The organism is Pseudomonas sp. GW821-FHT01E05 (assembly GCF_059422425.1).
Map to the genome: position 1 here is coordinate 263385 of NZ_JBWKWW010000003.1, position 17931 is coordinate 281315.

11 protein-coding genes are annotated in these 17931 nt (G+C 60.3%); 8 read left to right on the top strand and 3 right to left on the bottom strand.

Going from position 1 to position 17931, the window contains the following annotated elements:
- Window positions 1-30: 30 nt before the first annotated feature.
- Together AC07W5_RS07770 and rlmKL are read right to left on the bottom strand one after the other, a co-directional pair.
- Window positions 31-2430, bottom strand: a complete 2400-nt coding sequence (locus AC07W5_RS07770; protein ID WP_495023132.1) for a sensor domain-containing diguanylate cyclase — start codon at window positions 2428-2430, stop codon at window positions 31-33.
- 137 nt (window positions 2431-2567) lie between these two features.
- Window positions 2568-4838, bottom strand: coding sequence for a bifunctional 23S rRNA (guanine(2069)-N(7))-methyltransferase RlmK/23S rRNA (guanine(2445)-N(2))-methyltransferase RlmL (gene rlmKL, locus AC07W5_RS07775; RefSeq protein WP_495010612.1), 2271 nt, complete (start codon window positions 4836-4838; stop codon window positions 2568-2570).
- Window positions 4839-5384: 546 nt separating this feature from the next.
- On the opposite strand from rlmKL, the gene rmf reads away from it, so the two are divergent.
- The gene (gene rmf / locus AC07W5_RS07780) at window positions 5385-5600 is read left to right on the top strand and encodes a ribosome modulation factor (RefSeq protein ID WP_003223300.1); all 216 of its coding nucleotides are present in this window, start codon (window positions 5385-5387) and stop codon (window positions 5598-5600) included.
- 170 nt (window positions 5601-5770) lie between these two features.
- On the opposite strand, the gene AC07W5_RS07785 is transcribed toward rmf, so the two are convergent.
- Entirely contained in the window at window positions 5771-6790 is a 1020-nt protein-coding gene (locus AC07W5_RS07785; RefSeq protein WP_494992378.1) for a quinone-dependent dihydroorotate dehydrogenase, read from the bottom strand.
- A 233-nt stretch (window positions 6791-7023) separates the two neighbouring features.
- Here AC07W5_RS07785 and AC07W5_RS07790 point away from each other — a divergent pair, with 233 nt between their 5' ends.
- The 7 genes from AC07W5_RS07790 to AC07W5_RS07820 all read left to right on the top strand — a co-directional run bounded on the left by AC07W5_RS07790 (window position 7024) and on the right by AC07W5_RS07820 (window position 17928).
- A complete protein-coding gene (locus tag AC07W5_RS07790; RefSeq protein WP_494992379.1) occupies window positions 7024-8235 on the top strand; it encodes a CmpA/NrtA family ABC transporter substrate-binding protein in 1212 nt (403 codons plus the stop codon).
- Between the two features lie 15 nt (window positions 8236-8250).
- Complete coding sequence (locus tag AC07W5_RS07795) at window positions 8251-8826, top strand: ANTAR domain-containing response regulator (protein ID WP_494992380.1); 576 nt, start codon at window positions 8251-8253, stop codon at window positions 8824-8826.
- A 261-nt stretch (window positions 8827-9087) separates the two neighbouring features.
- Window positions 9088-10299 (top strand): nitrate/nitrite transporter, encoded by a 1212-nt coding sequence (locus AC07W5_RS07800; protein WP_494992381.1) that lies wholly within the window; start codon window positions 9088-9090, stop codon window positions 10297-10299.
- Between the two features lie 7 nt (window positions 10300-10306).
- Entirely contained in the window at window positions 10307-11977 is a 1671-nt protein-coding gene (locus AC07W5_RS07805; protein ID WP_495023133.1) for a bifunctional protein-serine/threonine kinase/phosphatase, read from the top strand.
- 466 nt (window positions 11978-12443) lie between these two features.
- Window positions 12444-14897 carry a nitrite reductase large subunit NirB gene (gene nirB, locus AC07W5_RS07810; protein ID WP_495023134.1) on the top strand — a complete coding sequence of 818 codons (2454 nt, stop codon included), beginning with the start codon at window positions 12444-12446 and terminating at the stop codon, window positions 14895-14897.
- The gene (gene nirD, locus AC07W5_RS07815) at window positions 14894-15211 is read left to right on the top strand and encodes a nitrite reductase small subunit NirD (protein ID WP_495023135.1); all 318 of its coding nucleotides are present in this window, start codon (window positions 14894-14896) and stop codon (window positions 15209-15211) included. The genes nirB and nirD overlap by 4 nt, the downstream gene beginning before the upstream one ends.
- Window positions 15211-17928, top strand: coding sequence for a nitrate reductase (locus AC07W5_RS07820; RefSeq protein WP_495023136.1), 2718 nt, complete (start codon window positions 15211-15213; stop codon window positions 17926-17928). The genes nirD and AC07W5_RS07820 overlap by 1 nt, the downstream gene beginning before the upstream one ends.
- Window positions 17929-17931: the final 3 nt, after the last annotated feature.

Consider the following 17931-nt stretch of genomic DNA (forward strand, 5'->3'; position numbering starts at 1 on the left):
CCCGCGTGGGAACGATCAGCGCATCAGACCTTAAACCAACTCCGTCTCAACCCGATCCCGCCCCGCCTGCTTGGCCGCATACACACCCGAGTCGGCCCGCAGCAGCAACGCATCAGCTCCCTCACCTGACCGCCAACTGGCAATCCCGAAGCTCGCTGTCACTGAACCTACCCCATCGATCGGTAAACTGCGCAGCCCCTGCCAAAGCTCTACCGCAAGGGTATAAGCCTGCCGCGCATCAGTGTCCGGACACAGCACCATGAACTCCTCGCCGCCTAAACGACAGAACACATCGGTACGCCGCAGCCGCTGGCCGATGCGCTGACAGACGCCTTGCAGCACCCGATCACCCACCGCATGACCGTGCTGATCATTGATACGCTTGAAATGGTCGATATCAAGCATGATGACCGCCAGTTCTCCGACACCGCGCGCAACCCGGGCCATTTCGGTTTTAAGGCGCTCCTGGAAATAACGCCGATTGTGAATCCCGGTCAGGGAGTCGGTAACCGAAAGCGCGCGCAGTTCCTCCTCAACCCGCTTCATATCAGAGATATCCGAGACATAGCCGTGCCAAAGCACCCCGCCACCGGGTAACTCTTCCGGCGTCGCCTCACCACGCACCCAGCGCAGCCCACGCTGGGGCAGCTGCACACGGTACTCCTCACGCCACGGGCTAAGCTTCTGGGCAGAGGAGCGAATCGAGGCGCGGACTCTGGTCGAGTCTTGCGGATAGATTCGCTCGAAGATTGCCTCCGCGTTTGTTTGCAGCACATCCGGCTCAATCTCGTAAATGTCACGAATGCCGTCACTGACATAGATGACGCTGAACTTGCCGTCAGCCGCCATCTTGAATTGGTAAATCCCGCCCGGCACATGTGCGCTGAGCTTCTTCAGCAGGCTATCGCGCGCCGCCAGTGCTTCGTGCACCCGCTTACGCTCAGTAATATCGATGCAAATCGCCAGATGCCCGATCCAGAGGCCCAACTCATCGAACACCGGCGCCACCAGCATATTGACCGTCAGACGGGTGCCATCCTCACGCACCAGCGTCCACTCGCGAGCCTCATGCCCACCCTCTTCGCCACCCTCGACGAGCATCGCCTGGCATATCGGGATCGGTTTGCCATAACTCCGACTCAGTTGCTCCGCTCGCGCCTGCAACTCAGTGGCCAGGTGCAGGCTTTCCAGTGTCATGCGTTCCAGCACATCGACACTTCGATAACCGAGCATTTGCTCGGCGCCGGCATTGAAGGTGCTGATCACGCCGCGCAAGTCCGTCGCGATAATCGCCACCTGCGTCGCCGCATTCAACACACTGCGCAGCTGCCCATGGGCACCGCGCAGTTCCTGCTCGCGCAGGCGCAATTCACGGGTGCGTTGTTCGACCAGCGCCAAGGCCCGTTGTCGCTGGCTGACCAGGACATAAAGCAAGGCGCTGAGCAGGACGCTGAGCAAACCGCCGGGCACCGCCAGGCTGATGACCGAAAAATGATTGGCCCGCATAAATGCCGCGCTGGGCCGGATATCCACCTGATAATCGTGATCCGCAAAGCGCAGCGTACGAGACGCCAATAACTCACTTTGCACTGGCCGATTATCCGATTCATAGAGCGTTTCGTGCTTATTCCCGGTGGACAGGTCGAGAATGTGTATCGCCAGGTTGTCATGACTCGCCTCAGGCAAACCGTCAGCCACCAACTGACGGATGCTGATCACTGCCATGACGTAGCCATAGGGTTCAGGCGTCGGGCTTGCGCTGGATGAGTGCATGCTGACCGGTGCGACTAACAAGACGCCGCGAGCATAGGCCGGCTCGATCCCGACCAGGTCCATCGGTTGCGAAACCGCCAGAGATCCGTGGTTGCGTGCGCGCTCCAGGGTCGAGCGACGCAAAGGCTGGGCCAGCAAGTCATAGCCCAACGGTACACCGAGAACACTTTGCGTCTGGCTGAACAACACCGGCACGTACTCATCGCGCTCGGCAGCCAGTTGCAATTGACCCGCAGCATTCAATTCACGAATGGAAAAGCCTGCCAGCCCCTGCGCTCGCACGTTGCGCTCGAACAACGAGCGTTCGACGCCAGTGACTCGCGGCGCCCAAGAGTAGGCTTGAGTTCGAAGTAACAATGGCTTGGCGTAGCCATCAAATTCCTGGCGGGTTACCGAATCGGAGTAGGTAAAAAATCGCCGCAGACTGTCGAGGCGCTGCTCCTGGTCTTCGAAACGCTCCTCAATTCGGCTGTAACGCTCGCTGACCAGCAACTGAAAGCGCTGACGCAATTGTTGCTGATACAGATTGAGCGTCGCCCAGGCCAGCAATCCCGTCAGAATGCCTCCGGCGAGCAATACCAGTATCGCGACCAGCCAGGCCGAAACATCTTCGCTGATGAATCCGAGAATTTTCGGGCGTACGGCATGCAACGACATAAGCAGAACTCAAAACGCCAGCGAGCTTGGGCGTCACATGGGCTTTGACTGAGTTATAGCTATTTGCCACTAATTTGACCAGCGTAAAAAGAGCCAAGAGCCTTTAAAAATCAAGGCTCTATGGATCCAATCACTATTTAGCGGGCGGTAATTTTCCAGGCACGGTGGATTTTTCCGTTACGCGCAAAATCCGGGTCGATAGTTTGTGCGGTGATTTCCTCAACGGCGTAACGCGTTGTGAGGTTTTCCTCAAGCTGGAACTTGCGGAAGTTGTTGGAGAAATACAACACACCGCCTGGGGCAAGACGCGCCATTGCCAGATCGATCAATTGCACCTGATCGCGCTGCACGTCGAAGATCCCTTCCATGCGCTTGGAGTTGGAGAAAGTCGGCGGGTCGATGAAGATCAGATCGAACTCATCGCGGCAGGTATCCAGCCAGGCCATTACGTCGCCCTGCTCCAGACGGTTCTTGTCGGAGAAGCCGTTGAGCGACAGGTTGCGTCGCGCCCAGTCCAGATAGGTTTTCGACAAGTCGACGCTGGTCGTGCTGCGCGCGCCGCCCTTGGCTGCGTGCACGCTGGCCGTCGCGGTGTAGCAATACAGGTTGAGGAAGCGCTTGCCGGCGGCCTCTTTCTGAATCCGCAGGCGCATCGGCCGGTGATCCAGGAACAGCCCGGTGTCGAGGTAGTCGGTCAGGTTGACCAGCAACTTCACGCCGCCTTCGCTGACCTCGGTGAACTTGCCCTGGGCGCTTTGGCGCTCGTACTGCTTGGTGCCGCTCTGGCGCTCGCGACGCTTGACGATCACGCGGCTCTTGTCGATGTTCAGCGCCTGCGGAATGGCCGCCAGGGCATCGAACATACGCGCCGAGGCTTTTTCCGGATCGATCGACTTCGGTGCCGCGTATTCCTGAACATGGACCCAGTCGTGATACAGGTCGATGGCCATCGAGTACTCCGGCATATCGGCATCGTAGACGCGGTAGCAGTCGATACCTTCGCGCTTGACCCACTTGCCCATGGCCTTGAGATTCTTTTGCAGGCGGTTGGCAAACATCTGCCCGCCTTCGCTCAGACGTGCCTGTTCAACTACTGGAGCCGGTGCAGGCGTCGGCTTGATCGGATTGCCGTTCTTATTGTACTGACGCTCTTGCGGCTCGGTCGGCGACTGATCGTAGGCCGCCTGTTCACGTTCGGCCTGACGCTGTTCCGGGGTACGACGCTCACCGGTGACGAACTGATCCGGCAGTACCTTGATCAGCAGCAATTTGCACGGCAAGGCGCCGTTCCAGAACGAATACTGTTTGTGGCTGCGGATGCCCATGCGTTTGCCCAGATCCGGCGCGCCGGTAAACACCGCGGCTTCCCAGTTCAGGCAGGCCTGACGCAGACGTTCGCCGAGATTCTGGTAGAGATAGAGCAGGCTCGCCTCATCACCCAGACGCTCGCCATACGGAGGGTTGCAGATCACCAGGCCTTTCTGGTTCTGGTCCGGACGCGGCTCGAAGGTCGCGACTTCACCCTGGTACACCTTGATCCAGTCGCTCAGGCCAGCACGTTCGATGTTGTTGCGGCCCGGCTGAATCAGTCGTGGGTCGGCTTCGTAACCGCGAATCCACAGCGGTGGCTTGGCCAGACCGGCAGCGGCACGTGCCTTGGCTTCTTCATGGAGCTTTTTCCACAGCGCCGGCACATGGCCGAGCCAGGCGGTGAAGCCCCACTGCTCGCGTCGCAGGTTCGGTGCCATGTCCGCGGCGATCATTGCAGCTTCCACCAGGAAGGTGCCCACACCGCACATCGGGTCAGCCAGCGCGCCGCCGTCGGCAGCAATGCGCGGCCAACCGGCACGAATCAGAATCGCTGCCGCGAGGTTTTCCTTCAGCGGTGCCGCACCTTGCTGCAGACGGTAACCGCGCTGGTGGAGGCTGTGGCCAGACAGATCGAGAGACAGAATCGCTTCGCCACGGTCCAGACGCAGGTGAATGCGCAGGTCCGGGTTGATCTTGTCGATGGATGGACGCTCGCCCGACGCAGTGCGCAGCTTGTCGACAATCGCATCCTTGACCTTCAAGGCGCCGAAGTGAGTGTTGTCGATGCCCGAACCGTGACCGCTGAACTCCACGGCCAGGGTGCCATCGTTGAGCATATGGTCCTGCCACTCGACATCCAGCACACCGTGGTAGAGGTCTTCAGCGTCCTTCATCGGGAAGCGCTTGAGGACCAGCAACACCCGGTTGGCCAGACGCGACCACAGACACAGGCGATAAGCCGTCTCCATGCTGGCCATGCCGCGCACGGCGGAGGTGTGCTCGCGCGCTTCCTCAAGGCCAAGCCCGACGGCTTCCTCGATAAGCAGGCCTTCGAGACCTTTAGGGCACGTGAGGAAGAGTTCGTAACGATCCGACATGGGGAGTTCCAGGGCCTTTAAGCAATGAGTGAACGGGCAACGCATTGCCCGCCCGGTTTTCAATCAAGCGCTTTTCTCGAAGAGCGCTCGCGTGGCACGAAGGTGTGCCGTCCCACCCCGGCTGCTCAGCCAACCAAGAGGTTAAATGAGCTTAGATGCAAGGGCAGATAAAAAATTCGTTGCAACAAAATGTCATTTCTCGACCCTTCGTCGAAAAATACCCGACTGCAACAGGCCGACATTTTCGCGAGTGAATTAACCTCCGAATCTGGCAGGAGGCTGATCATAGCGGGCTTTGCTCAAAAAACAGGTCGCGAAACCCGTCCAGCTTATCGCCTTAACATCATTATCGTTACGTCCTTATGACAAAACGATCATTCCCTCGATGTGACGCATTGGTTAGAACTCAATACAGGTTGACGCCGCAATGACGTCAACACCTTGGCTCGCGACGCCGGCAGCGAGCCACCAACGGCAGAGACTTTCTGCCCGGCCTCGATTGAGGCCGACAGGACATTACACAGTCAACATTGAGGGAAACACCCTATGAGAAGACTTAAGCGTGATCCGTTGGAAAGAGCATTTTTACGCGGATATCAATATGGCGTTGGTGGCAAATCCCGTGAGCTTTGCCCATTTACTCTACCGTCAGTACGCCAAGCGTGGATCAATGGCTGGCGAGAAGGACGCGGCGACAACTGGGACGGTATGACTGGCACTGCGGGGATCCACAGACTCAACGAACTTCACGCCGTCGGCTGAACAGGGCACACATTCCGACACCAACACCTGATTACGCAACGACTTAACCACGCACGTCCCATCCGGACGGCGGGCTTCGGCCCAGGGGCTCCTTCACGGAGCCCTTTTTTATGCCTGAAAAAATCACCTTTGTGGCCGGGGGACTTGCCCCTCGCCACAATGGACCGCCCTTACCGCAATGCCGCGATCGCATCCACCGACTGGCGAATCAACGCCGGGCCCTTGTAGATAAAGCCCGAATACAACTGCACCAGGCTCGCGCCAGCGGCGATTTTCTCAGCCGCGTGCTGGCCTTCGGTGATACCGCCCACAGCGATGATCGGCAAGCGACCGGCCAATTCGCCGGCCAGCACCTTGACGGTGTGGGTGCTCTTGTCGCGAACCGGCGCGCCCGACAGACCGCCTGCCTCGTTGCCATGCTCCATGCCTTCGACGCCGACGCGGCTGAGGGTGGTGTTGGTAGCGATCACCGCATCCATCCCCGTCTCGATCAATGCTTGCGCGACCTGTACGGTTTCTTCATCGGTCATGTCCGGGGCTATCTTGATCGCCAGTGGTACACGCTTGCCGTGACGCTGCGTCAGGTCTTCCTGGCGTTGACGCAGCGCTTCGAGCAACTGCTTGAGCGAATCGCCGAATTGCAGGCTGCGCAGGCCTGGAGTGTTCGGTGAGCTGACGTTGACCGTTACATAGCTGGCATGGGCGTACACCTTGTCCAGACAGATCAGGTAATCATCGACCGCACGCTCGACCGGCGTGTCGAAATTCTTGCCGATATTGATACCCAGAATGCCTTTGTACCTGGCCGCTGCCACCCGTGCCAGCAAGTAATCGACGCCGAGGTTGTTGAACCCCATACGGTTGATGATCGCCTCAGCTTGCGGCAAACGGAAAATCCGTGGTTTCGGATTACCCGGTTGTGGACGTGGGGTGATGGTGCCGATCTCGACAAAGCCGAAGCCCAGCTGGGCAAAACCATCAATGGCCGCGCCATTCTTGTCCAGGCCCGCTGCCAGACCGACCGGATTGGGGAAATCCAGCCCCATGACATTCACCGGCAGTTGCAAAGGCGCCTTGCACAGCAAGCCATTGAGACCCAAACGCCCGCCCGCACCGATCAGGTCCAGGGACAGATCGTGGGAGGTTTCCGGGGAGAGTTTGAACAATAGCTGGCGGGCCAGGGTATACATGGGCGGGCTTGACTCGGTTGGCGGCGAAATGAGGCGGCGATTATAGCCGGGCAACGGTGCCGCAAGCGAGGCACGCGATGAAATCAATGGAGAGTGGCATATGCCTTGCACCATCGATTGCATCAGCTCTCATGCCAACAGCGGGATGAGTCGAAGGACAACGGCGTCGTCACCCGGCTTTGCTTTGGCAAGGGACCTGGGTACGACGCTTTTTTATGGAAGGTGCACACCTGATGAATGAGTTTCCAGCCAATCCACTGGCCTGGGTCAATGGCAGCGATGCCCCGGAAAAGAGTGCGATCAATCTGGGCTTCATGGCCCTGAGCGATTGCGCCTCGGTGGTGGTCGCCGCCACCCAGGGCTTCGCCCAGCCCTATGGGCTGACCTTGAACCTCAAGCGCCAGTCATCCTGGGCCAACCTGCGGGACAAACTGGTCAGCGGCGAGCTGGATGCCGCTCACAGCCTGTATGGCTTGATCTACGCCGTGCACCTGGGCATCGGCGGCATCGCGGCCAGCGACATGGCGGTGCTCATGGGTCTGAACCAGAACGGTCAAAGCATCAATCTGTCCCACGGCCTGCAAGCCCTTGGCGTGACCAGTCCTGAAGCGCTTCATCTGCACGTGCACCAAAGTCGCGCAAAGCTGACCTTCGCCCAGACGTTCCCCACCGGCACCCACGCCATGTGGCTCTATTACTGGCTCGCCAGCCAAGGCATCCATCCGCTGCAGGATGTCGACAGCGTGGTGGTGCCGCCGCCGCAAATGGTCGCGCATTTGCAGGCCGGGCGCATCGACGGCTTTTGTGTCGGCGAGCCGTGGAGCGCCAGTGCAGTGAAGCAGGATCTGGGGTTCACCATGGCCACCAGCCAAACCATCTGGCCCGATCACCCGGAGAAAGTGCTGGGCTGCACCCGCGCATTTGTCGAACAGTACCCCAACACCGCCCGCGCACTGGTCATGGCGATCCTCGAAGCCAGTCGCTTTATCGAACAGAGCACCGAGAACCGTCAAAGCACCGCGCAACTGTTGAGCGGTCGAGAATATCTGGACACGCCCGTAGACTGCATCCAGCCACGCTTGCTCGGCGACTATGCCGATGGCCTCGGCAATCGCTGGCAAGACCCCCATGCACTGCGCTTCCACGGCGCGGGCGAGGTCAACCTGCCATACTTTACAGATGGCATGTGGTTCATGACCCAATTCCGCCGCTGGGGCTTGTTGCGGGACGACCCGGATTACCTCGGCGTCGCTCGCCAGGTTCAGCAACTGGACCTGTACCGCGAGGCGGCCACCGCAGTAGGCGTGAGCCACTCTGGCGAGGCAATGCGCAGCAGCCAATTGATCGACGGCAAGATCTGGGACGGTTCGGACCCGGCCGGTTATGCCCGCAGCTTCACCCTGCACGCCATGAACGCCCCCTCCGCCCTTCTTGCCAGCCGCTGACAGGAGCCTGCGAACATGTTGCGTATCCTGCTGATCAACGACACTGCAAAAAAAGTCGGACGGCTCAAAGCCGCCCTGACCGAGGCCGGGTTTGAAGTTATCGATGAATCCGGCCTGACCATCGACCTGCCGGCGCGCGTCGAAACGGTGCGCCCGGATGTGATTTTGATCGATACCGAGTCACCGAGCCGCGATGTGATGGAACAAGTGGTACTGGTCAGCCGCGACCAGCCACGGCCAATCGTGATGTTTACCGATGAACATGACCCGGACGTGATGCGTCAGGCCATCAAGTCCGGGGTCAGTGCCTACATCGTCGAAGGTATCCTCGCCTCGCGCCTGCAACCGATCCTCGACGTGGCCATGGCCCGCTTTGAAAGCGACCAGGCCTTGCGCGCGCAGCTACTGGCCCGCGACCAGCAACTGGCCGAGCGCAAGCGCATCGAACTGGCCAAGGGCTTACTGATGAAGATGAAGGACTGCAAGGAAGAAGAGGCCTACACCCTGATGCGCCGCCAGGCCATGAGCCGCCAACAGAAGCTGATTCAGGTGGCTGAGCAGATCATCGCCATGAGCGAGTTGCTGGGCTAACAGGATCGCCCCCACGCAGAGCGTGGGAACGATCATCTTGATCCTGGCGCGGCTCTTGCTAGGTAATCCATACAGGTAACCAACGGCGGTTGCCCCACCTACGACAAAGACGTCGCACACCCTACTCGCCCACGCAGCGAATCGGGTTGCGGCGTTTTTTCGTTTTTGGCCCCACAGCCCGGGGCCGGTGGTGCGGCCGTTATGGGCCCCCACCTGAAAGCTCATGACTCCTTTCGAGACTCTTCACAGCTGAGGTGCGCGATGAATTCAAGCTTCTGGAAATCCGGCCATACCCCGACATTGTTCTCGGCCTTCCTCTATTTTGACCTGAGCTTCATGGTCTGGTACCTGCTCGGCCCTTTGGCGGTGCAAATCGCTGCCGACCTGCAACTGACTACCCAGCAACGCGGGCTGGTGGTCGCCACGCCGATTCTGGCCGGTGCGTTTCTGCGCTTTGTGATGGGCTTGCTGGCGGATCGCCTGTCACCGAAAACCGCCGGGCTGATCGGCCAGGTCATCGTGATCTGCGCGCTGTTCGGCGCCTGGAAGCTGGGCATTCACAGCTACGAACAGGCACTGGTGCTTGGCCTGTTTCTCGGTATGGCCGGCGCCTCGTTCGCCGTCGCTCTGCCTCTGGCCTCCCAGTGGTATCCACCGCAGCATCAAGGCAAGGCCATGGGCATTGCCGGTGCGGGCAACTCCGGTACGGTGTTCGCGGCGTTGATCGCCCCGATGCTGGCGGCGGCGTTTGGCTGGAGCAATGTGTTCGGTTTTGCGCTGATTCCCCTGGCCCTGACCCTGATCGTCTTTGCCTGGCTGGCGAAAAATGCCCCGGAGCGGCCAAAAACAAAATCCATGGCTGACTACTTCAAGGCTCTGGGCGACCGCGATAGCTGGTGGTTCATGTTTTTCTACTGCGTGACCTTCGGTGGCTTTATCGGTCTGGCCAGCGCGCTGCCCGGCTACTTCAACGACCAGTACGGCCTGAGTCCGGTCACCGCTGGCTACTACACCGCCGCCTGCGTATTCGGTGGCAGCCTGATGCGCCCGTTGGGTGGCGCCCTGGCGGATCGCTTCGGTGGCATTCGCACCTTGCTCGGCATGTACACCGTGGCGGCAATCTGCATGACTGTGGTGGGTTTCAATCTGCCGAGCTCCTACGCCGCCCTCGCCCTGTTCGTCTGCACCATGCTTGGTCTTGGTGCCGGTAATGGCGCGGTCTTCCAATTGGTACCGCAGCGTTTTCGCCGGGAGATCGGCGTGATGACCGGCCTGATCGGCATGGCTGGCGGCATTGGCGGCTTTGCCCTCGCCGCAGGCATGGGGGCGATCAAGCAGAGCACCGGCAGCTATCAGCTTGCGCTATGGTTATTCGCCAGCCTCGGTGTGTTGGCCTGGTTCGGTCTGCACGGGGTCAAACGCCGTTGGAGAACCACTTGGGGTTCGGCAGCCGTGACCGCGGCAAGGGTCTGACACATCAATGAGCCTGCAACTGAGCTTCGCCCAAGCCAGCGCCATCGGCCCACGCGATGAAAATCAGGACGCCTTGCGTCTGGTCACACCGACCCCGGCGCTGGCGGCCAGCAAGGGCAATCTGTTCGCCATCGCAGACGGCGTCAGCCAGTGCGCCGACGGTGGCCTCGCCGCTCGTTCGACCTTGCAGGCATTGGCGCTGGACTACTACGCCACACCGGAAACCTGGGGCGTGGCGCAAGCCCTCGATCGGTTGCTGCTGGCGCAGAATCGCTGGCTGCAAGCCAACGGTGGCGGGCAGCCATTGCTCACCACCGTCAGCGCACTGGTGCTGCGTGGCCGGCGCTTTACCCTGGCCCATGTCGGCGATTGCCGGGTCTATCGCTGGTACGCCGAGGGGTTGCAGCGCATCACGGATGATCATGTCTGGGAACAACCGGGCATGCAGCATGTACTCAAGCGTGCATTGGGTCTGGATCAACATCTGGTGCTGGACTTTCTCGACGGTGAACTGCGTCAGGGCGAGAGCTTCGTGCTGCTCAGCGACGGCATCTGGGCGGTTCTTGGTGACACGGCGATCACCTCGATCCTGCGTGACCAGCCCGACCTCGACAGCGCCGCGCAGACGCTGGTCAACGCCGCGCATCTGGCAGGCAGTCAGGATAATGCCAGCGCGTTACTGGTGCGGGTCGACGCCCTTGGTGAGGCGACCATCGGTGATGCGCTGATCCATTTACAGCAATGGCCGTTACCGCCCCCCTTGAAACCAGGTCAGTCGTTCGAAGGCTGGCAAGTCGAGACACTGCTCGGGCAGAGCCAGCAGTCCCTGCTCTATCGCGTTCGCGACGCCCAGCAGCAACCCTGGCTGCTGAAAACCTTGCCAGCCCACTTGCATGACGATAACCAGGCCGGGCAAGGCCTGCTGTCTGAAGAGTGGTTTCTGCGGCGGGTCGCCGGTCGACACTTCCCCGAAGTGCATGCCGCCAGTCAGCGTCAGCATTTGTATTACGTGATGCGCGAGTACCCAGGCGCGACCCTGGCCGAACTGTTCGCACAAAACGGCCCGCTGCCATTGGCTCAATGGCAGGAACTGGCCGAGCGCCTGCTGCGGGCGGTGGGCATGCTGCATCGGCGGCAGATCCTGCACCGGGATATCAAACCGGAAAACCTGCTGCTGGGTGAAGACGGCGAATTGCGCCTGCTGGATTTTGGTTTGGCCTATTGCCCTGGCCTCTCGGAGGACCTGGCACACCTGCTTCCGGGAACGCCAAGTTACATCGCCCCGGAAGCCTTCAATGGCGACGCACCCACGGCGCAACAGGATCTGTATGCGGTGGGCGTGACTCTGTATTTCCTGCTGACGGGCCAATATCCCTATGGGGAAATAGAAGCCTTTCAACGACCGCGCTTCGGGATGCCAGTCAGCGCCAACCGCTATCGGCCGGACCTGCCGGACTGGCTGGAGCAAAGCCTGGAGCGCTCGGTTTCAGTCAATCCTGCTCAACGCTTTGAAACAGCGGAGGAATGGTTGCTGCTATTGGAACAGGGCGAACGCCGCAGCTTGAACGTTCGACCCAGGCCGCTGCTGGAGCGAGAGCCGCTGAAGGTTTGGCGGACCTTGGCGCTGGTGTCGTTGCTGATCAATCTGGTGCTGCTGTATTGGGTGTTTCATGGCTGACGATCTGTTTGCGTAGCAGCTGGCGAAGCCTGCGTTCGACTCGGTCCGTGCTCGGGCGCAGCAGTCGCAATTCATACAACCAACCCATGGCCAAAAATGCGGTACGCCCATTTACGACTGCTTCGCAGCCGAACGCAGCCTTCGGCAGCTGCTACAGGGATTTGCGCTCCACTAGTGTGCGCAGCGCCTTGAATCGGTGCATAAAACTCAAGCCAAACGCCAAATCATGGCTCAAAGCTCAATAAAACCACGCTCCGTACAACTTGGCACAACCGCTGCATTAGCTCCTGCAACAGACATAAAGCCCAGCCTTCAACGATGAAGGTTGCGCTTCCCGAGAGAACGGGATCAGGACAAAGGCGTCCTCGCTAGGTAACTAGCGGGACGCCTTTTTTTGTTTGCGCAAAATTTGTCGAGCCAGCCCGACCGCCCTGATGAGGCAGGCCTGAGCTCCCAGGAGATTTTTATGAAAAAACTCAAACTGGTGATGATCGGCAACGGCATGGCCGGGGTTCGCACCCTGGAAGAGCTGCTCAAGCTGAGTAACGAGCTGTACGACATCACGGTCTTCGGCGCCGAACCCCATACCAACTACAACCGCATTCTGCTGTCGCCAGTGCTCGCCGGTGAGCAGACGTTCGAAGAGATCGTGCTCAACGATTTGAGTTGGTACCTGGAAAACAACATCAAGTTGCTGCTCAACCGCAAAGTGGTGCAGATCGACCGGGTCAAACGCCGGGTGATCGCCGAGGACGGCACCGAAGCCGAATACGACCGCCTGCTGATCGCCACTGGCTCGACGCCGTTCATTCTGCCGATTCCTGGCAATACCTTGCAGGGCGTGATCGGCTACCGCGACATCGCCGACACCCAGGCCATGATCGACACCGCCAAGACCCACAAACACGCGGTGGTCATCGGCGGCGGCCTGCTGGGCCTTGAAGCCGCCAACGGCCTGATGCTGCGCGGCATGCACGTGACCGTGGTGCACATCGGCGAATGGCTGCTGGAGCGGCAATTGGACAAAACCAGTGGCGAGCTGCTGCAAAGCGCCCTGGAAAGCCGTGGTCTGAACTTTCGTCTGTGCGAACAGACCCAGGCCTTGCACGACGCCGGCAACGGTCGGGTCGGCTCGGTGCAGTTCAAGAACGGTGACGTGATTCCTGCCGACCTGGTGGTAATGGCCGCCGGTATTCGGCCGAACACCGAACTCGCGGAAAAATCCGGCATTCCCTGCAATCGCGGGATCCTGGTCAACGACACGCTACAAACCTACGACCCGCGTATCTATGCCATCGGCGAATGCGCCAGCCACCGGGGCATTGCCTACGGCCTGGTCGCGCCGTTGTTCGAGCAGGCGAAAGTCTGCGCCAACCACCTCGCGCAACTGGGTTTCGCCCGCTATCAAGGTTCGGTCACCTCGACCAAGTTGAAAGTCACCGGCATCGACCTGTTCTCCGCCGGTGATTTCATGGGCGGCGAAGGCACCGAAACCATCACCCTTTCCGACCCCATCGGCGGTGTCTACAAGAAACTGGTGATCAAGGATGACGTGCTGGTCGGTGCCTGCCTGTATGGCGACACTGCCGACGGCGGCTGGTATTTCCGGCAGATCCGCGAGAACCATGGCATCAGCGAAATCCGCGACCACCTGATGTTCGGCGAAAACGCACTCGGCGACGTCGGCCACCAGGGTCAGGACAAAGCCATGAGCATGGCTGACACCGCGGAAGTCTGCGGTTGCAACGGCGTGTGCAAAGGCACCATCGTCAAAGCGATTCAGGAACACGGTCTGTTCAGCGTCGATGAGGTCAAGAAGCACACCAAGGCTGCCAGCTCCTGCGGTTCCTGCGCCGGGTTGGTAGAGCAGATCCTGATCAATACCGTCGGTGGCGCGGCCGACGTCAAACCGAAAAGCGAAAAAGCCATCTGCGGCTGTAGCGATCTCAACCACGGGCAGATCCGTCAGGCCATCCGCGAACAGCACTTGCTGACTATCGCTGGCACCATGAGCTACCTGAACTGGCGCACCCCGAACGGCTGCGCCACCTGCCGTCCGGCGCTGAACTACTACCTGATTTCCACCTGGCCAGGGGAAGCCACGGACGATCCGCAGTCGCGCCTGATCAACGAGCGGGCCCACGCCAACATCCAGAAAGACGGCACCTATTCAGTGGTGCCACGGATGTGGGGCGGCGTGACCAACCCTGCCGAGTTACGGCGCATCGCGGATGTGGCGGACAAGTACAACGTACCAATGGTCAAGGTCACTGGCGGACAGCGCATCGACTTGCTGGGGATCAAGAAGCAAGACTTGCCGGGCGTCTGGAAAGACCTCGATATGCCATCCGGCCACGCCTACGGCAAATCCATCCGCACCGTGAAGACCTGTGTCGGCAGCGAGTTCTGCCGCTTCGGCACGCAAAACTCCACCCAACTGGGCATCGAGCTGGAGCATGACCTGTTCAACATGTGGTCACCGCACAAGGTCAAACTGGCGGTCTCCGGTTGCCCGCGCAATTGCTCGGAAGCCGGGATCAAAGACGTCGGCATCATCGGCGTGGATTCGGGCTGGGAGATGTACATCGGCGGTAACGGCGGGATTAAAACCGAGGTCGCGGAGTTCTTCGTCAAACTGAAAACCGCCGAAGAAGTGCGCGAGTACAACGGCGCTTTCCTGCAGCTTTACCGCGAAGAAGCCTTCTACCTGGAGCGCACCGTGCACTACCTGCAACGGGTCGGCATGGAGCACATCAAGAAGGCAGTGCTGGAAGACCCGCAACGGCGCAAGGCACTCAATGATCGCCTGCAATTCTCCCTGTCGTTCGAGCAGGACCCCTGGAAGGAGCGTCTGGAGCAACCGCTGCTGAAGAAGGAGTTCGACACCATCGCCGTGAAACAACTGGAGGTGCCGGCATGAACTGGCTGGATATCTGCGCACTGGAAGAAATCAACGCCCTGGGTTCACGCATCATCAACGGCCCAAAAGGCGATATCGCGATCTTTCGTACCAGTGACGATGAAGTCTTCGCCCTCGACGACCGCTGTCCGCACAAGGGTGGTCCTCTCTCTCAAGGGTTGATCTATGGCAAACGGGTCGCCTGCCCGCTGCACAACTGGCAGATCGACCTCGAAACCGGCGAAGCCCAGGCCCCGGACATTGGCTGCGTGCACCACCATCTGGCGCGCGTGGAGAATGGCCGGGTCATGCTGGCACTACGGGATGCGAGCTGATGAACCGCCAGACGACCGCCTCGACCTGCTGTTATTGCGGGGTCGGTTGCGGTGTGCTGATCGAGCATGACGGCGAGCACATTCTCGGCGTCAGCGGCGACCCGACACACCCGGCCAACTTCGGCAAACTGTGCAGCAAAGGAGCCAGTCTGCACCTGACTGGCGACCTCGCGGCACGGGCGCTGTACCCGGAACTGCGGCTGGGCAAAAGCCTGGCCCGCAGCCGCACCGATTGGGATACCGCACTGGATCACGCGGCCAATGTGTTTGCCGACACCATCACCGAACACGGCCCGGACAGCGTTGCGTTTTACATCTCCGGGCAACTGCTGACCGAGGACTACTACGCCTTCAACAAGCTGGCACGAGCACTGGTCGGCACCAACAATATCGACAGCAATTCACGGCTGTGCATGTCCTCGGCGGTGGTCGGCTACAAACGCAGCCTCGGTGCCGACGCCCCACCGTGCAGCTATGAAGACCTTGAGCTGAGCGACTGCGTGATGATCGTCGGCAGTAACATGGCCTACGCCCACCCGGTACTGTTTCGTCGACTGGAAGAAGCCAAAAGCCGCCGACCTCAGATGAAAGTCATCGTCATCGACCCTCGGCGCACCGATACCTGCGATCTCGCGGATATGCATATGGCGATTCTGCCAGGCACTGATGTCGCGCTGTTTCATGGGATTCTGCATCTGCTGCTGTGGGAAGACTGGGTCGACCGTGACTTCATCAAAGCCCACACAGAAGGCCTGGCTGAACTGAAAAACCTGGTGCGCGATTACACCCCGCAAATGGTTGCCCAACTGTGCGGGATCAGTGTCGAGCAACTGCAGCAATGCGCGGAGTGGATCGGCACCTCACCGAGCTTCCTGTCACTGTGGTGCATGGGGCTCAACCAGTCCACGGCCGGCAGCGCAAAAAACAGCGCGCTGATCAACCTGCACCTGGCCACCGGGCAAATCGGTCGGCCGGGTGCCGGACCGTTCTCCCTGACGGGTCAGCCCAACGCCATGGGCGGTCGCGAGACCGGCAGCCTGTCGAACCTGTTGCCGGGCCACCGCGAGGCCATCAACCCGGAACACCGAGCAGAAGTCGCCGCCTATTGGGGTGTCGAACGCTTGCCCGAAAGTGCCGGGCTGACAGCCATCGAGCTGTTCGAGCACCTCCAGAGCGGCAAGATCAAAGCCCTGTGGATCGCTTGCACCAACCCGGCGCAATCGCTTCCGGATCAGAATGCGGTGCGCGAAGCCTTGAACGCGTGTCCGTTCGTGGTACTGCAGGAAGCCTTTCGCACCACCGAAACCGCGCCGTTTGCCGACCTGTTGTTGCCCGCCGCCAGTTGGGGAGAGAAGGAAGGCACGGTGACCAATTCGGAGCGGCGTATTTCCCACGTTCGCCGCGCCATTGCCGCCCCGGGAGAAGCACGGGCTGACTGGGCGATCACAGTAGACTTCGCTCAGCGCCTGGAGCAGCGCCTGCGCCCGGCACAGCCAAGCCTGTTCGCCTTCAACAATCCGGCGCAGGTATTCGATGAATACAAAGAGCTGACCCGCGACCGCGACCTCGACCTGTCCGGCATCAGCCATGCCCTGCTCGACGAAATCGGTCCACAACAGTGGCCCTTCCCCCATGGGGCACAAATCGGCACGGCGCGCTTGTACGGCGACGGCATATTCCCGACACCCAGCGGCCGGGCGAACTTCGTTGCTGATCCCTACCGCGCCGCCAAAGAGCAACGTGACGCTCGCTTCCCGTTGACCCTGATCACCGGGCGTCTGCGCGATCAATGGCACGGTATGAGCCGCACCGGCACTGCCGCACAACTGTTCGGGCATGTCAGCGAAGCCGTTTTGAGCCTGCACCCCGATGAACTGCATCGGCATCGGCTGCAATCCGGTGATCTGGTCAGCCTCAAAAGCCGTCGCGGTCACGTGATCGTTGCAGTGGGTAGCGATGACAGCGTGCGCCCGGGCCAGGCCTTCTTGCCGATGCACTGGGGCGATCGTTTCCTCAAGGGTGGCATCAATGCCGTCACGCAACCGGCGTTCGACCCCTTGTCCAAACAACCGGAGCTCAAACACAGCGGCGTACGCATCGAGCCGGTGCAGTTGCCCTGGCAGTTGTTTGCCTTGATCGAAGGCGATGTGCAGCAGCATTTCGAGGCCCTGAGACCGCTCTGCGAGGGCTTTGCCTACGTCAGCCTCAGTCTGGCCGGCCGCGAGCGTCCGGCGCTGTTGATTCGCGCCGCCAGCGCTCAGGCGCCGGATCCGCAGTTGCTCAGGGACATTGATCAACTGTTGAGGCTCAACGATGGGCCGGTATTGGCCTATGACGACCCTCGGCGCTCCATCGGTAAACGGGTCCGGATCGAGAACGGGCGAATCACGGCCATACGCCTGGCCGGTGAAACCCTGGCCCGGCATTGGTTACAAAACCTGTGGCTCGAAGGTCGCGCCGACGAGCAATTGCGTCGCTGGCTGCTGGCGCCATTGAGCGCCCCACCAGGCAACGCCGCAAGCCATACCTCCAGTAGCAAAACCTTATGCAACTGCAAAAACGTCAGCGAAAGCGCGGTCTGCGCCGGCATCAGTCGCGGTCTGGATTTGAAGGGGTTGAAACAAGAACTGGGCTGCGGCACTCAATGCGGCTCCTGCGTACCGGAAATCAAGCGTCTGTTGGCTGTCACTGCCCAACCGATAGCAATCACTTCGTGAGGA

What these genes read in the sequence shown, in the direction of transcription:
- AC07W5_RS07770 (WP_495023132.1), bottom strand. Translation starts at nt 2,430, where the DNA reads ATGTCGTTGCATGCCGTACGCCCGAAAATTCTCGGATTCATCAGCGAA.
- rlmKL (WP_495010612.1), bottom strand. Translation starts at nt 4,838, where the DNA reads ATGTCGGATCGTTACGAACTCTTCCTCACGTGCCCTAAAGGTCTCGAA.
- rmf (WP_003223300.1), top strand. Translation starts at nt 5,385, where the DNA reads ATGAGAAGACTTAAGCGTGATCCGTTGGAAAGAGCATTTTTACGCGGA.
- AC07W5_RS07785 (WP_494992378.1), bottom strand. Translation starts at nt 6,790, where the DNA reads ATGTATACCCTGGCCCGCCAGCTATTGTTCAAACTCTCCCCGGAAACC.
- AC07W5_RS07790 (WP_494992379.1), top strand. Translation starts at nt 7,024, where the DNA reads ATGAATGAGTTTCCAGCCAATCCACTGGCCTGGGTCAATGGCAGCGAT.
- AC07W5_RS07795 (WP_494992380.1), top strand. Translation starts at nt 8,251, where the DNA reads ATGTTGCGTATCCTGCTGATCAACGACACTGCAAAAAAAGTCGGACGG.
- AC07W5_RS07800 (WP_494992381.1), top strand. Translation starts at nt 9,088, where the DNA reads ATGAATTCAAGCTTCTGGAAATCCGGCCATACCCCGACATTGTTCTCG.
- AC07W5_RS07805 (WP_495023133.1), top strand. Translation starts at nt 10,307, where the DNA reads ATGAGCCTGCAACTGAGCTTCGCCCAAGCCAGCGCCATCGGCCCACGC.
- nirB (WP_495023134.1), top strand. Translation starts at nt 12,444, where the DNA reads ATGAAAAAACTCAAACTGGTGATGATCGGCAACGGCATGGCCGGGGTT.
- nirD (WP_495023135.1), top strand. Translation starts at nt 14,894, where the DNA reads ATGAACTGGCTGGATATCTGCGCACTGGAAGAAATCAACGCCCTGGGT.
- AC07W5_RS07820 (WP_495023136.1), top strand. Translation starts at nt 15,211, where the DNA reads ATGAACCGCCAGACGACCGCCTCGACCTGCTGTTATTGCGGGGTCGGT.